Here is a 14644-nt window from a genome sequence, read left to right as displayed (position 1 = left end):
TAAAAAATAGGGAGACGATGTGGCACGACGAGGATCAAATCTCGCCGCCGCGCTGCTGCAGACCACTGTCGTCCTGTCGGGTGCCCTGGTGGCTGCACCGGCCTGGGCGCAGCAGGAAGTCAGGATGTGGACGCTGCTCAGCGGCGGCGACGGTGCGCGCATGCGCGCGCTGGTCGAAGACTTCAATGCCAGCCAGCGCGACGTGCGGGTGGTGAGCACGACGCTCAAGTGGGGCGAACCCTTTTATACCAAGCTGATCACGGCGTCGGTGGTGGGGGCCGGCCCCGACCTGGCCACCGTCCACCTGTCGCGGATCGTCAACCTGGCTGGCGGCGGCGTACTGCGCCCGATCGCTCCCGGCGAAATGGCGGCGGCCGGGCTGCAGGGGCCCGACTACCTGCCGCGCCAGTGGCAGAAGTCGAACTACCAGGGCGCCGCCTATGCGGTGCCGATCGACATGCACCCGCTGGTGCTGTACTACAACAAGACCCTGGCCAGCCAGGCCGGCCTGCTCGGCGTGGACGGCAAGCTCAAGCCCATCGAAGGTGTGGACGCGCTGGGCGACGCCTTCCGCATCGCCACCGAACGTACCGGCAAGCCCGGCCTGACGATGGAGAGCAGCCAGAGCTCCTACGCGATCTGGCGCCTGTGGACCTCGATGCTGGCGCAGCAGCAGGTCGGCATCATCCGCGACGGCCGCTTCATCTACGGCGCCGCCGGCGAGTCCACGCTGGCGACGATTTCCACCTGGTTCCGGCGCGGCTATGCCCAGGTCGGACTCGACTACCCGGCGTCCACCAGCCAGTTCATGGGCGGCGGCACCACCTTCATGCTGAACGGGGTGTGGGAGGTACCGGAACTGGTGCGTGCCACCAAGGCGGGCACACTCGGCTTCGACTACGGCATCGTCCCGCTCCCGAAAATGTACGCCAACGCCAGCACCTGGGCCGATTCGCATGCCTTCGCCATGCCGGCCAATCCGGGACATGAACCGTCGAAGCAGAAAGTCGCGGCGATCATGCAGTTCATCGCCTACGTCAGCAAACACTCGATGGGCTGGGCAGAGGGTGGCCACATCCCGGCCTACCGCCCGGTGGCGGCATCGCCCGAGGTGAAATCGCTGATGCCGAACGCGATGTACGCGGCCGCCGCGGACAACGTGATCTACGACCCGGACGGCTGGTACATGGGCGCGGCCGGCCCGCTGGAAGCGATCGCTTCGAAGTTCATGCCGGCGGCGCTGTACGGCTACATGACGCCGGCCCAGGCCATGCGCCGTTTCGAGACGGAGTCTGCGCGGCTGGTGCGCAAGGCGCCACCGCGCTATTGAGGGGAGACGATGGAACGTACCGAACTTCCCCCGCTCGCCGGCGCCGCCGGCGCCCGCCGCGAAAACCTCCCGGCGCTGGCGCTGCTGGCACCCTTCCTGCTGGCCTTCCTGCTGTTCTTCCTGGTGCCGGCCATCGAAACCTTCTGGCTCAGCCTCACCGAGAGCAGCCTGACCCGCACCAACGCCTTCGTCGGCCTGGCCAACTACGCGACGCTGGTCCATGACGCCTCGTTCTGGGATGCCCTTGGCAACACCTTCTATTTTTCGCTGCTGACGGTGGTGCCGCTGACCGCGCTCGGGCTGTTGATGGCGCTGCTGGTCAACCGCTTCGTTGCGGCGCAGGGCTGGCTGCAGGGCGTGTTCTTCCTGCCCTTCGTGCTGCCGATCTCGGTGATGACGCTGATCGCCGACTGGATGCTGCAGCCGTCGAGCGGCATCGTCAACCACATCCTCGGCGGCCAGCGCCCCTGGCTGGCGGACCCGGTGTGGGCGCTGCCGGCGGTGGCGATCGGCACCATCTGGTGGACGGTCGGTTTCAACATGCTGCTGTTCCTGGCCGGCCTGCGCAACATCCCGGCCGAGCAGTACGAAGCCGCGGCCCTGGACGGCGCGCGCGGCTGGACCCTGTTCGCCCACATCACCTGGCCGGCGCTGCGCCCGGTGACGACCACCTGCCTGATCCTGCAGCTGATCGCCTCGCTGAAGGTGTTCGGCCAGACCTACATCCTCACCAGCGGCGGTCCGTTCAACACCACGCGCGTGACCCTGCACTATATGTACGAGACAGCGTTCACCCAGAGCGACGCCGGTTATGCCGCGGCGATCGCGATGGCCTTCGTGGCGGTGGTGATCCTGCTGTCGCTGCTGCAGGCCTGGGTGGTACGCTGGATGGAAAGGCGGGACGCATGAAGTCGACATCGAACCTGGGCTGGACGGTCATCGGCGCGATTTGCGCGATCGTGCTGGCCGCGCTGTGGGCGGCGCCGCTGCTGTGGGCACTCAGCACCGCGCTGCGGCCGGAACTGGAAACCGTGTCCGCCGACTTCTACTGGCTGCCGCAGACCTGGACCCTGGACGCCTTTGCCAAGACCCTCGGCGCCGGCAACCTGGTGCGCTGGCTGTTCAACAGCGCTTTGGTGGCGCTGGCCGTCACCGCGATCACGATGGCGATCAGCCTGATGGCGGCGTATGCGTTCTCGCAGCTGCGCTTCCGCGGCAAGGGACTGCTGTTCGCGCTGGCCATGCTGGCCTTCCTGCTGCCCTTCGAAGCGCTGCTGGTGCCGCTGTTCCGCACCATGAACCAGCTCGGCATGATCAACAGCTATGCCGGCATCGTGCTGCCGCAGGTGGTGTCGCCGGTGGTCATCTACGTGTTCAAGCAGTTCTTCGACGGCATCCCGGCCGACTTCCGCGAAGCCGCGACGATGGACGGCGCCGGCCCGCTGCGCGTGCTGTGGAGCGTCTACCTGCCGATTTCCGGGAACATCGTGTGGGCGATGGCGATCGTGACCTTCATCGCGGCCTGGAACAACTTCCTGTGGCCCTTCATCATCGTCACGTCCAACGACATGATGACGGTCCCGCTCGGCCTGACCCAGACCTACGATGCCTTCGGCGTGCGCTACGCCCAGCTGATGGCGGCGGCGCTGCTCGGCGCCTTGCCGGTGGCGCTCGCCTACGTGGTGTTCCAGAAGAAGGTGACGCAAGGCTTCCTCGCCGCGAGCGGCCTCAAGGGATAACAAGAATATGGAGAAGATATGGCATCCGTAAGGCTGCGCGGCATTCAAAAACGCTACGGCGACAACCTGGTCATCAAGGGCATCGACCTCGACGTCGAAGACGGCCAGTTCGTGGTCTTCGTCGGCCCGTCTGGCTGCGGCAAGTCCACTTTGCTGCGCATGATCGCGGGCCTGGAAGACATCAACGCCGGCACGCTGGAACTCGGCGGCAAGCCCTGCAACGACGTCGACCCGGCCCGGCGCGGCATCGCGATGGTGTTCCAGAGCTATGCGCTGTACCCGCACATGACGGTGGCAGAGAACATGGGCTTCGCCCTCAAGCTGGCCAAGGTGCCGAAGACCGAGATCGCGGAGCGGGTGCGGCGCGCCGCCGCCATCCTGCAGATCGAGCACCTGCTGGAACGCAAGCCGAAGGCGCTGTCCGGCGGCCAGCGCCAGCGCGTGGCGATCGGCCGCGCCATCGTGCGCAAACCCGAGGTGTTCCTATTCGACGAGCCGCTGTCGAACCTGGACGCGGCGCTGCGCGCCCAGACCCGGGTCGAGCTGGCCCACCTGCACCGCGAGCTGGGCAGCACCATGATCTACGTGACCCACGACCAGGTCGAGGCGATGACCCTCGGCCAGAAGATCGTCGTCTTCAACGGCGGCCACATCGAGCAGGCCGGCACGCCGCTCGAGTTGTACGAGCGGCCGGCCAACCGCTTCGTGGCCGGCTTCCTGGGCTCGCCGCGCATGAACTTCATCCCGGCCACGCTGGCCGGCGAGGAGGGCGCCACGGCGGCAGTGCGCCTGCCGGACGGCAGCGTCGCCGAGGTGGCGGCCGACGTCGGACGGGTCCGCGCCGGCGCCGCGCTGACGCTGGGCGTCCGCCCCGAGCACCTGCGCCTGGCGAGCGCGGTGGAGGGCGGTATCGCCGCCACCGTGGCGCTGGTCGAATACCTGGGCGACGTCGTGCTGGTACACCTGCAGGTGGCGGGCGTCGACGGCACGCTGGCCGCCAAGGTGAATGCCGGCGGCGCCGTGCCCGCGGTGGGGTCGCGGGTCGGGCTGCGCTTCGACGCCGGCCACGCCTACCTGTTCGACGACGCCGGGCTGGCGTTCGCGCCCAGCCGCACGCGCGAGGCGGTGCACGCGGGCCTGCAATAAGGTTTGCCGGGCGCGCTGTCAAGGCGCGCACCGGAAGCGGGCGCCACTGTGGCGCGGACGCGTCAATCCGGTGCAAGCGGGCGCCGCCGCGGACGAGATTGCTTTAGTTTCTGGATAGATAAAACAACAATCCGGAGACCCAGATGACTTCTTATGCAACCAGCCTGCGGCTCAAACCCGTGTGCGCCGCCGTGCTGATCCTTGCCGCCCACGCCGCCTTTGCCCAGACCGCCGTGCAGGACCCGCCCGGCACGCAGACAGACACCCAGAACGCCGGCCAGGCCGCCGCCGCGGACGCACCGGCCGGCAACCCCGGCCCGGCTGCGCCGACCCAGCCGGCCCAGACCCAGGCGGGGCAGCAGATCCAGCAAGTCCAGATCAGCGGGCTGCGCAGCAGCATCCGCAGCGCGGAAGCGATCAAGCGCGATTCCGTGCAGGTGGTCGATTCGGTGAATGCCCAGGACATCGGCAAGTTCCCCGACCGCGCCGCCGGCGACGCCCTGCAGCGCATCGCCGGCGTGCAGGTGGGACGCGACCGCGGCGAAACCAGCCAGGTGATCATCCGCGGTTTGCCGGACGTGGCGACGACCCTCGACGGCAACGAGATCTTCACCGGCACCGGCCGCCGCCTGTCCTACCAGGACTTGCCGGTGCAGTCCATCGGCGGGCTCGACGTATACAAGTCGGTCACCCCGAGCCAGATCGAAGGCGGGATCGCCGGCAGCATCAACGTGCGCCTGCGCGCGCCGTTCGACCTCAAGGGCTTCAATGCCACCGGCTACCTCGAGGAGCGGCGCCAGAAAGTGGACGGCTCGAGCGCCACCAAGGACAAGAACAACCCGGGCGGCGGCTTCTCGGTCAGCAACCGCTGGAATACCGGCATGGGCGAGATGGGCGCGCTCATCGACGTCGCCTTCAACCGCGAGCACTGGGGTTATCCGGTGCAATGGGTCGACCGGCCCGACGCGCTGTTCGTGGTCAACCCGGACGGCACCGCCAACCGCCTCGACGAGAGCCGCACCACCGCGCTGGCGGCCGGGCAGCGCCTGGGCGAGTTCCCGAACGTCGGCGGCATCTACAACGCGGGCGACCGCGACCGCGGCAGCATCCATGGCGCATTCCAGTGGAAGGTCAACCCGACGCTCGAGCTGACCGCCCAGTACCTCGGCACCGGCTACCGCCAGCGCAGCGAGGTCGATTACATCCTGGCCACCAATCCGACCAGCCTCAGCAACGTGGTGCTGGCGCCGGCCGGCAGCTACTGCAGCACCATCGCGCAAGGCGCGGTGTGCCCGATCCAGTCGGCACTGGTCACGGCCACCGGCGCCGGCGGCCCCTACGACGGCACGCCCTACATCGCCACCAGCTCGTGGGGCGCGAAGGAGCACACGGTCCAGCATTTCGGCGAGCTCAACCTGCAATACCGCGAAGGGCCGGTCAAGCTGATCTCGGCGGTTGCCCTGACCAAGTCGACCTATATCAACGACACCGTCATCGTCGACCAGCAGGTCCCCGGCGCCAGCGCCAGTATCTATGCCGGCGGCGGCGACGGCCATGGCGGCTACAACGCGGTTTACACCCCCTACAGCAACGACGCCCTGCGCGACCCGAGCCAGTTTGTGCTGCGCGGGATGGTGCAGAACTGGGGCGTATCCAAGGGCGAGCAGGTCCAGTGGCGCAACGATGCCTCGTACCGCCTGGGCGACGGCCTGTTCAGCGGCATCGACGCCGGCCTGCGCCTGTCGCAGCGGCGCGTCAGCTTTCACAGCGCCGAGCGCGCCACCGATTATCCCGGCGCGGTGCGGCCGACGCCGTCGAGCGTGTTCGGTCCGGGCTTCGAATCGCTGGTGCCGGGCCTGGACCGCCTCGGCGGCCCGTGGCTGACACCCTCGCGCGACTTCCTGATCGACCAGGCCGATGCCGTCCGCACGGCCTACGGCGTCGCGCCCGGCCGCGTGCCCGACGATCCGATCCGCGCCTTCGACCAGCGCGAAGGCAGTACCACCCTCTACCTGGCGGCGCGCTGGAAGACCGAGCTGGCCGGCATCGACCTGAGCGGCACCGTGGGCGGCCGCTACATCCACGTCACGCGCGATTTGCGCGGCAACGTCCGTACCGGCAACCTCATCGCCCCGCTCAACGAGACCACCCGCGAGAACAACTTCCTTCCGAGCGCAGCCGCCGTGATCGGCTGGCGCGAGAACCTGCAGTCGCACGTCTCGGTCGGCAAGACCATCACGCGGCCGAATTTCGCCGACCTGAATCCGGCGCTCAACCTGATCCCGGGCACGGTCAACTCGCCCGCGACCGGCAGCGCCGGCAATCCGGGCCTGCGTCCGACCAAGTCGACCAACAGCGATGCCACCCTCGAGTACTACTTCCCGAAGAACGGCTTCGTCCAGGCCGCGCTGTTCCACCGCGACATCGACGGCTACCTGCAGAACCTGGAGTCGGCCGAGGTGATCAACGGCCAGACCTACCGCGTGACGCGGCCGCAGAATTCCGGCAAGGGCACGCTGCGTGGCGCCGAACTCGGCGTGCAGAAGTTCTTCGACTTCCTGCCCGGCTTCTGGAGCGGCTTCGGCGTCCAGGCCAACTACACCTGGATCGACGGCGACAACCAGACCCTGGTCTCGGGTGGCCAATACCGCACCACGGCGCTGACCAACGTCGCCAAGCAGAACTACAACGCCGCGCTGCTGTACGAGGGCATGGGACTTACCGGCCGCCTCAGCGCCACTCACCGTGGCGACTACGTCGACCAGATCGCCGAGCCGCGCTTCGGCCAGGACCGCATCGTCAAGGGCGCGACCTTCGTCGACCTCAGCCTGTCCTACGCGATCAACAAGAACGTCTCGATCCAGTTCGACGCCATCAACATCACCAAGGAGAAGTACGAAAGCTACCTGAACGATCCGATCCGCCCGCGCGACATCCGCTACAATCCGACCACTTACGGCCTTGGCCTGCGCTTTTCGCTTTGAATCGCTTTAAAAGCTCAACCATGACGACTTATGTGAATCCGGTCTACCCGGACGTGTTCGCCGACCCCTTCGTCCTGCGCCACGAGGGCGTGTACTACGCCTACGGCACCGGGCCGGGCAGTGCGGACGGGCGCCAGGTGCCGGTGCTGCGCTCGACCGACCTGGTGCACTGGGAAGCGCTCGGCCATGCGCTGGTGCCGCCCGGCGCCGTCTCGGATGATATGCATGTCTGGGCACCGGAAGTGGCCTTCCACGACGGCCGCTTCCATATGTATTACTCGTCCGGAGCGGGCGCGGCCGAAGGGACCGACCAGAAGCTGCGGGTGGCGCTGGCCGACCATCCCGCCGGCCCCTTCGTCGACGCCGGCAAGCTGCTGGTGCCGGACCAGCCGTTCTCCATCGACGCCCATCCGTTCCGCGACCAGGACGGCCAGTGGTACCTGTTCTACTGCGTCGACTTCGTCGAGCTCGAGGGCGACCACCGCGCCGGCACCGGCATCGTGGTCGACCGCCTGCTCGACATGACGACGCTGGCGGGCGCGCCGCGCGTGGTGGTGCGCCCGCACCACGACTGGCACGTGTTCCGCAAGGGGCGCAGCATGTACGGCGGCGTGTACGACTGGCACACGGTCGAAGGGGCGGCCGTGCAGGTCCACGGCGGCAGGTACTACTGCTTCTACAGTGGCGGCGCCTGGGAGAAGGACAACTACGGCGTCAGCTACGTGGTGGCCGACCATCCGCTCGGGCCATACACGCGGCCCGAGGGCGGCGAACAGGCGCTGTTGATGCGTACCCCGCGCGACGGCCAGCTGCTGGGGCCGGGGCACAATTCGTTCACGCAGTCGCCGGACGGCAGCGAGGCCTGGATCGTGTACCACGCCTGGGACCTGGCGCAGACGGCGCGGCGGATGTGCATCGACCGGCTGGACTGGGTCTATGGCAAGCCGGTGACGAAGGGGCCGACGTGGACGGAGCAGGAAGGGCCGGCAGGGGCGTGATTCGAACGCAGTCGACCGCCTTCAGCATCGTCCCCGCGCAGTCAGAGACCCATACCGTGTGACAGAACTCAGCACCTCGGACGCTGTGCAGAGTCTCCAGAATACCGGCTTCGGAAGATCGGCATGGGTTCCCGCCTGCGCGGGAACGACTGTTACCTCCGGCGCCCGGGCCTCGGGTTGCATGCTCAATCGTTGACCTGCCAGACAGTGCGCCGGCGCTCGAGCAGGCGCTTGCACGCGTGGCACGATTGCCGCGGCAGGCGATAGCCACGCTCCCGTGCAGCCTCGATGTCGGCACAGCCGATATAGATGGTGTACATGCCCGGAGTCGCTGAAATACGTGCGCGATGCCCGCAGTGATCGCAGAATACGGCCTCGACGAATACACGGTACAGCAAACCCTCGACGCGCAGGAGTTCATAGAACATGACCCGTCCATGCAGGATGCCGAGCGCGGCGACGATTTCCGGATAAGGCGCGGTCGCGCCGACCTTCGCGCGCAGCAGTTCCAGTGTGCCCAGCGGCTTGCCGTCCAGGGTCGGGTCCTCCCGGAGCGCCGTCCAGGCCGCCGGCGACGGCACATGGAGCTTCTGGCCATCGACTTCGATCGCCGTCAGGCGCGGGTCGTCGGTTTGCATGCGGCTATCGTCCTCGCGGAGGCCTTCAATCCCAGTCGTGCCCGGTTTCGTCTTCCACCGCCTTGCGGTCGCGCGCAATCATGGTCTCCAGCTCGTCACGCCCGCGCTTGGCCATCGACACATAGGTATCGCGGTCCTTGTAGTACGGGTAGACGGCCAGCACATTCTGCAGGTTGTACTTCCTGAACTTGTCGGCGGTCTGGCGCGTGCGGTAGGCGCTCTGGCCCAGGCCGGCGGTCAGCACGCTGCGGCCCAGCTTGACGGCGGCCTCGAAGGTCTCGCGCTCGATCATCTGCACGCCGCGGTCCATCAGCTGGTAATAGTGGGTGACGTTGCGGGCGCGCGCGAAGATCGGCAGGTCGGGATAGTCGCGCCGTACCGCTTCGACCAGGGCCAGGCTATCCTCGATGTCGTCGATCGCCACCACCAGGGCGCGCGCCTTGGCGGCGCCGGCGCCGCGTATCAGGTCGGCGCGGGTGGCGTCGCCGTAGAACACCTTGAAGCCGAAGCGGCGCAGCACGTCGACCTGGTCGGGGTCGTGGTCGAGCACCGTGAGGCTGACGCCGTTGACGTTCAGGAAGCGGCCGACGATCTGGCCGAAGCGGCCGAAGCCGGCGATGATCACGTGGTCCTCGTTGGGCTCGATCTCGTCGGCCTGGTCGTCGCGCTTGGCGCCCTGGCGCCGCGCCGACACGCGGTCGTAGGCCATCAGCGTCAGCGGCGTGACCACCATCGACAGCGCGACCACGACCACCAGCGTCGACGCCACTTCGGCCGAGAACACGCGCGCGGTGGCGGCGGCGCCGAACACCACGAAGGCGAATTCGCCGCCCTGCGACAGGATCAGCGCGAACTGCAGGTGCTGGCCGCGCGCCATGTCGAAGGCGCGGCTCAGGCCATACAGCACGCCGATCTTCAGTACCAGGAAGCCGGCGACCAGGCCCAGCACGATGGCCGGGCGCGCCAGGAACACGGAAAAGTCGACCGACATGCCGACCGCGATGAAGAACAGTCCGAGCAGCAGGCCCTTGAACGGTTCGAGGTCGGTCTCGAGCGCGTGGCGGTATTCGGAGTCGGCCAGCAGCACGCCGGCCATGAAGGCGCCCAGCGCCATCGACACGCCGACCGATTGCATCAGCAGCGAAATGGCGATCACCAGCAGCAGGGCAAAGGCGGTGAAGATCTCGCGGGCGTCGGTCTTGGCAATGAAGCGCAGCAGCGGCCGCACCAGGAAGCGGCCGCCGATCACCAGGCCGGCCAGCACCACGATCACCTTGACCACGGCGATCCAGGCGTTGCCGCCGCCGCCGGCGCTTTCCGGAATGCCGAGCAGCGGCACGATGGCGATCATCGGGATCGCGGCGATGTCCTGGAACAGCAGGATCGAAAAGCTGGCCTGGCCGGCCGGCGTCGGCATCAGGTTGCGTTCGTCGAGCGAGGCCAGCGCGATTGCGGTCGAGGACAGCGACAGTCCGAGGCCGGCGATCAGCGCGATCTTCCAGCTTACCCCGGCAAGCAGGGCGGCGCCGAACAGCACCGCGGCGACCAGCCCGACCTGGGCGCCGCCCCAGCCGAAGATGGGCCGGCGCGGCGCCCACAGGCGGCTCGGTTCCAGCTCGAGGCCAATCAGGAACAGCAGCAGCACCACCCCGAATTCGGCGAAGTGCAGCGCATCCTCGGCCTCGGCGATCAGCTTGAAGCCGAACGGGCCGATCAGGATGCCGGCCACCAGGTAGCCGAGTACCGCCCCCATGCCGAGCCGCTTCGACAGCGGCACGGCGATCACGGCCGCGGCCAGGTAGACACAGGCATTCAGCAGCAGGCTATGCTCCATGGCGGTCCTCCTTCATGGCGGCCTGGCTGGCATAGCCGGACAAGCGGCGCGTGAATTCATGGACGTGGGCCTCCATCACGGCCTCGGACGCGTCGGCGGCGCCGTGCAGCACCAGCGGCGCCAGCCAGTCCATGCCGCACAGCGCGGCGGCCTGGCGGATCGGCAGCAGGAAGGCGTCGAACGGATGGCCGTGCAGGGCGCCGGCCTGGAAGGTGTCAGCGCCGCTGCCGGTGGTCGTCACCAGCCAGCAGCCCTTGCCGCGCAGGGCGCAGTCGCCCTGGCCGTAGGCCCAGCCGGGACGCAGCACCACGTCCATCCATTCCTTCAGCATCGAGGGCATGCCGTACCAGCGGATCGGGTGCATGAACACCACCAGGTGGGCCGCCGCCAGCAGGCTGCGTTCGTGGTCGGGGTCGATGTCGAAATCGGGATACAGTTCGTACAGGTCCTGGACGGCGACGCCGGGAATGGCGCGCGCGGCGTCGGCCAGGCGGCGGCTCAAAGGCGAGCGCTGCGGGGCAGGGTGGGCGTACAGGACGAGAATATCGGGTGCAGTCATTGTTGTGTTCTGGGCAGTCTTGGCATGCGTTTTATAGCACATCCGCGCGAGACCACTCCTACAAGGCGGCCAGGCGCGTGCCGATTGCCATTCTTGCCAGGCGGTCTATCATGAATGACAAGATTATTCACGTAAAGGAGATCATCATGTCGATGCAAAGCGAAGGCAAGGACGCCAAAGGCCGCAACTACGACAACGTCACCAAGCAGGGCAGCACCTCGATCGGCACGATGGGCGCCGGCGGCACGGGCGACGTCGGCCGCATGGCCGAGGCCGGCAACAACCAGCTGGCGGGCAGCGGCAATGCCCAGGCCGACGTGCGTACCGACGACCTGCTGAGCGATGGCTCGGACCAGGACAAGGGCGCCGGTTTCATCCGCGAGGAAGCCGGCGAAATCCAGACCGGCATGGCCGGCCTCGGCAGCCTCAGCACCGGGAATGCGGGCAGCCGCCAGTCCGCCGGCGACGCGCGTCCGGAAGGCGATGCCTTAAACGACCAGAAACAGAAATAGGCGGCGGTTAGCCGAAGGATGTAGGGTGGGCTCCTCGAGCCCACGCGGAAACCATTTCAGAGGCGGCTTCCATGTGGGCACGGTGTGCCCACCCTACGTTTATATATGCAGGGCGTGGCCAAGCGCACGCAACGCCGCTTCCTGCACGGCCTCGCCCAGCGTCGGATGCGCGTGAATGGTGCCGCCGATATCCTCCAGCTGCGCCCCCATCTCGATCGACTGCGAAAACGCCGCACTCAATTCCGACACCGCAGCCCCGACCGCCTGCCAGCCGACGATCACGTGGTTGTCCTTGCGCGCCACCACGCGCACGAAGCCGTCGGTCGCCTCCAGCGTCATCGCCCGGCCATTCGCGGCGAACGGGAAGCTGGCGCTGAGGCAATCCAGGCCCTGGCGCACCGCCTCCTGCGGGCTCAGGCCGACCACCACCACTTCCGGGTCGGTGAAGCACACCGCCGGCATCGCCGCCGGCATGAAATGGCGGCGCTTGCCGGCGATGATCTCCGCCACCATCTCGCCCTGCGCCATGGCGCGGTGGGCCAGCATCGGTTCGCCGGTAAGGTCGCCGATCGCCCACACGTTGCGCATCGAGGTGCGGCACTGGTTGTCGATGCGCACCGCACGCCCGTTCATGTCGAGCAGCAGGCTCTCCAGGCCGAATCCTTCCGTCCTCGGGCGCCGGCCGACGGCCACCAGCACCCGGTCGGCGGCCAGCGTGACTTCCTCGCCGCCGGCATTCTTCATGCGCACACCCTGGCCGTCCGCCGCCGGACCGAGCACGCTCGATTCCAGGTGCAGCTCGATGCCGAGACGCTCGAGGGACGCCGCCACCGGCTTCACCAGCTCGTCGTCGTAGGCCGGCAGGACGCGCCCGGCCGCTTCGACCACGCTGACGCGCGCGCCCAGCTTGCGGTAGGCGGTGCCGAGTTCCAGGCCGATGTAGCCGGCGCCGACCACCACCAGGTGCTCGGGCACACTGGCGGGCGACAATGCCTCGGTGCTGGACACCACGGCGCCGCCGAAGGGCAGGAAGGGCAGCTCGACCGGCTGCGAACCGGTGGCCAGCAGCAGGTGTTCGCAGCGGATGCGCACTGGTTCGCCGTCATTGTCACCCTGCGCCGTCTGGCGCACCTCGACCGTCTTGCCGTCCAGGATGGTGGCCCAGCCGCGCACTACCTTGACCTTGTTCTTCTTGAGCAGCGTGCCGACGCCGCCGGTCAGGCGCTTGACGATGCCGTCCTTCCAGCCGACCGTCTTGTTGACGTCGATGCTGGGCGCGCCGGCGCGGATGCCGAGTGCGGACTCGCCACTGTAGCTGGCCGCCTGGTGAAAGGCATCGGCCGCGTGGATCAGCGCCTTGGACGGGATGCAGCCGATGTTCAGGCAAGTGCCGCCCAGTTCTTCGGCCTCGACCAGCATCGTCGGGATGCCGAGCTGGCCGGCGCGGATCGCGGCCACGTAGCCGCCGGGGCCGCCCCCGATGATCAACAGCGTTGTACTTTGCGTGGTCATCGGTTCACTCCACGAACAGGGTCGCCGGGCACTCGAGGTAGCCGCGGATCGCCTGGACAAATTCGGCCGCCACCATGCCGTCGATCACGCGGTGGTCGAACGAGGACGACAGGTTCATCATCTTGCGCGCCACCATGCCGCCGTTGCGCACCACCGGCCGCTCGACGATCTTGTTGACGCCGACGATCGCCACTTCCGGGTGATTGATGACCGGGGTGTGGACGATGCCGCCCAGCGGCCCCAGGCTGGTGATGGTGATGGTCGAGCCGGACAGCTCGTCGCGCGCCGCCTTGCCGGTGCGCGCCGCTTCCGCCAGGCGTACGATCTCGGCCGCGCTGGCCCACGGATCGCGCGCCTCGGCGTTGCGGACCACCGGCACCATCAGACCGGCCTCGGTCTGGGTCGCGATGCCGAGGTGGACCGGCTGGTAACGGGTGACCACGCCGGCGACGTCGTCGTAACGGGCGTTCACTTCCGGGAACCGGCGCACGGCCAGGACCACGGCGCGCATCAGCAGCGGCAGCAGCGTCAATTTGCCGCGCTCGGCGCCGTAGCGCGCGTTGAGCTGGTTGCGCAGCGTTTCCAGTTCGGTGACGTCGATTTCCTCGACGTAGGTGAAGTGAGGGATCTGGCGCTTGGCCTGCTGCATCTTCTCGGCGATCTTGCGGCGCAGGCCGATGACCGGCACCGCTTCTTCGCCGGACAGCTCGGCGTAGCGTTCGTCGGCCTGGCTGCCGGTGCCCGGCGCGCGGCCGCGGCCGGCCACGTGCGCATCGAGGTCGGCATGCGTGATGCGTCCGGCGGGGCCGCTGCCGGCCACGTACTGCAGCTCGATGCCCAGGTCCCAGGCGCGCTTGCGTACGGCCGGCGCGGCCACCGGCTTGTCGCCCTGGGCGCGGAAGGCCGGGCGTTGCGGCTGCGCGCTGCGTGGCGCGCCTGCGCCGCGGGTAGCGGCCGGCTCACGCGTCACGGCCGCCGGCGCCGGGGTGGCGGCCGCCGGCTGCGCCGCAGCCTTGGTGCCCATGTCGGGACCGACCCGGTTCGGGGCCAGGTCCGCCTGCGACGCCGGCTCGGCCGCCGCGGCGTGCTCTGCAGCCTGTGCGGTGGCCTGAGGCGCCCCCTGCGCGGCAGCAGCCACATTGCCGGCGCCCTCGATCTCGAGCCGGATCAGCTCCGCCCCCACCGCCAGCGATTCGCCGACCTTGCCGCCCAGCGCCGTGACGGTGCCGTGCACCGGCGACGGAATCTCGACGGTCGCCTTGTCGGTCATGACGTCGGCCAGCACCTGGTCTTCCGTGACGGCGTCGCCCGGCTGCACGCGCCAAGCCACCACTTCCACTTCCGCGATGCCTTCGCCCAGGTCGGGCATCTTGATTACATGAATGCCCATCG

12 protein-coding genes are annotated in these 14644 nt (G+C 68.3%); 7 read left to right on the top strand and 5 right to left on the bottom strand.

What is annotated here, in order from left to right:
- Nucleotides 1-19: 19 nt before the first annotated feature.
- The 6 genes from U1H99_RS11455 (at nt 20) to U1H99_RS11430 (ending at nt 8197) form a co-directional block, all read left to right on the top strand.
- Entirely contained in the window at nt 20-1330 is a 1311-nt protein-coding gene (locus tag U1H99_RS11455; RefSeq protein ID WP_323141855.1) for an extracellular solute-binding protein, read from the top strand.
- A 9-nt stretch (nt 1331-1339) separates the two neighbouring features.
- Nucleotides 1340-2239 (top strand): carbohydrate ABC transporter permease, encoded by a 900-nt coding sequence (locus U1H99_RS11450; protein WP_323141854.1) that lies wholly within the window; start codon nt 1340-1342, stop codon nt 2237-2239.
- Entirely contained in the window at nt 2236-3069 is an 834-nt protein-coding gene (locus tag U1H99_RS11445) for a carbohydrate ABC transporter permease (protein WP_323141853.1), read from the top strand. Before U1H99_RS11450 ends, U1H99_RS11445 begins: the two co-directional genes overlap by 4 nt.
- Before the next feature lie 18 nt (nt 3070-3087).
- Nucleotides 3088-4215, top strand: a complete 1128-nt coding sequence (locus U1H99_RS11440) for an ABC transporter ATP-binding protein (RefSeq protein ID WP_323141852.1) — start codon at nt 3088-3090, stop codon at nt 4213-4215.
- Nucleotides 4216-4358: 143 nt separating this feature from the next.
- Nucleotides 4359-7199 carry a TonB-dependent receptor gene (locus tag U1H99_RS11435; RefSeq protein ID WP_323141851.1) on the top strand — a complete coding sequence of 947 codons (2841 nt, stop codon included), beginning with the start codon at nt 4359-4361 and terminating at the stop codon, nt 7197-7199.
- A gap of 20 nt (nt 7200-7219) precedes the next feature.
- On the top strand, nt 7220-8197 hold the full coding sequence (locus tag U1H99_RS11430) for a glycoside hydrolase family 43 protein (RefSeq protein WP_323141850.1): 978 nt from the start codon (nt 7220-7222) through the stop codon (nt 8195-8197).
- Nucleotides 8198-8382: 185 nt separating this feature from the next.
- On the opposite strand, the gene U1H99_RS11425 is transcribed toward U1H99_RS11430, so the two are convergent.
- Genes U1H99_RS11425 through kefF form a run of 3 tightly spaced genes read right to left on the bottom strand, consistent with a single transcriptional unit; the run spans nt 8383 to nt 11228 of the window.
- Complete coding sequence (locus tag U1H99_RS11425; RefSeq protein WP_323141849.1) at nt 8383-8835, bottom strand: hypothetical protein; 453 nt, start codon at nt 8833-8835, stop codon at nt 8383-8385.
- Nucleotides 8836-8860: 25 nt separating this feature from the next.
- Nucleotides 8861-10669, bottom strand: a complete 1809-nt coding sequence (gene kefC / locus U1H99_RS11420) for a glutathione-regulated potassium-efflux system protein KefC (protein ID WP_323141848.1) — start codon at nt 10667-10669, stop codon at nt 8861-8863.
- Nucleotides 10659-11228, bottom strand: a complete 570-nt coding sequence (kefF, locus tag U1H99_RS11415) for a glutathione-regulated potassium-efflux system oxidoreductase KefF (protein WP_323141847.1) — start codon at nt 11226-11228, stop codon at nt 10659-10661. The genes kefC and kefF overlap by 11 nt, the downstream gene beginning before the upstream one ends.
- Before the next feature lie 146 nt (nt 11229-11374).
- On the opposite strand from kefF, the gene U1H99_RS11410 reads away from it, so the two are divergent.
- Nucleotides 11375-11740 (top strand): hypothetical protein, encoded by a 366-nt coding sequence (locus tag U1H99_RS11410; protein ID WP_323141846.1) that lies wholly within the window; start codon nt 11375-11377, stop codon nt 11738-11740.
- A gap of 99 nt (nt 11741-11839) precedes the next feature.
- Here the strand turns inward: U1H99_RS11410 and lpdA are convergent, their stop codons facing one another.
- Together lpdA and U1H99_RS11400 are read right to left on the bottom strand one after the other, a co-directional pair.
- Nucleotides 11840-13252, bottom strand: a complete 1413-nt coding sequence (gene lpdA / locus U1H99_RS11405; RefSeq protein WP_323141845.1) for a dihydrolipoyl dehydrogenase — start codon at nt 13250-13252, stop codon at nt 11840-11842.
- 4 nt (nt 13253-13256) lie between these two features.
- Nucleotides 13257-14642, bottom strand: coding sequence for a dihydrolipoamide acetyltransferase family protein (locus U1H99_RS11400; RefSeq protein WP_323141844.1), 1386 nt, complete (start codon nt 14640-14642; stop codon nt 13257-13259).
- Nucleotides 14643-14644 lie beyond the last annotated feature (2 nt).

The sequence above is a fragment of the Massilia phyllosphaerae genome, from assembly GCF_034659755.1.
Classification (GTDB): domain Bacteria; phylum Pseudomonadota; class Gammaproteobacteria; order Burkholderiales; family Burkholderiaceae_D; genus Telluria; species Telluria phyllosphaerae.
The sequence above is the reverse complement of the archived record's forward strand: the minus strand, read 5'-3'. Positions and strand labels throughout refer to the sequence as shown.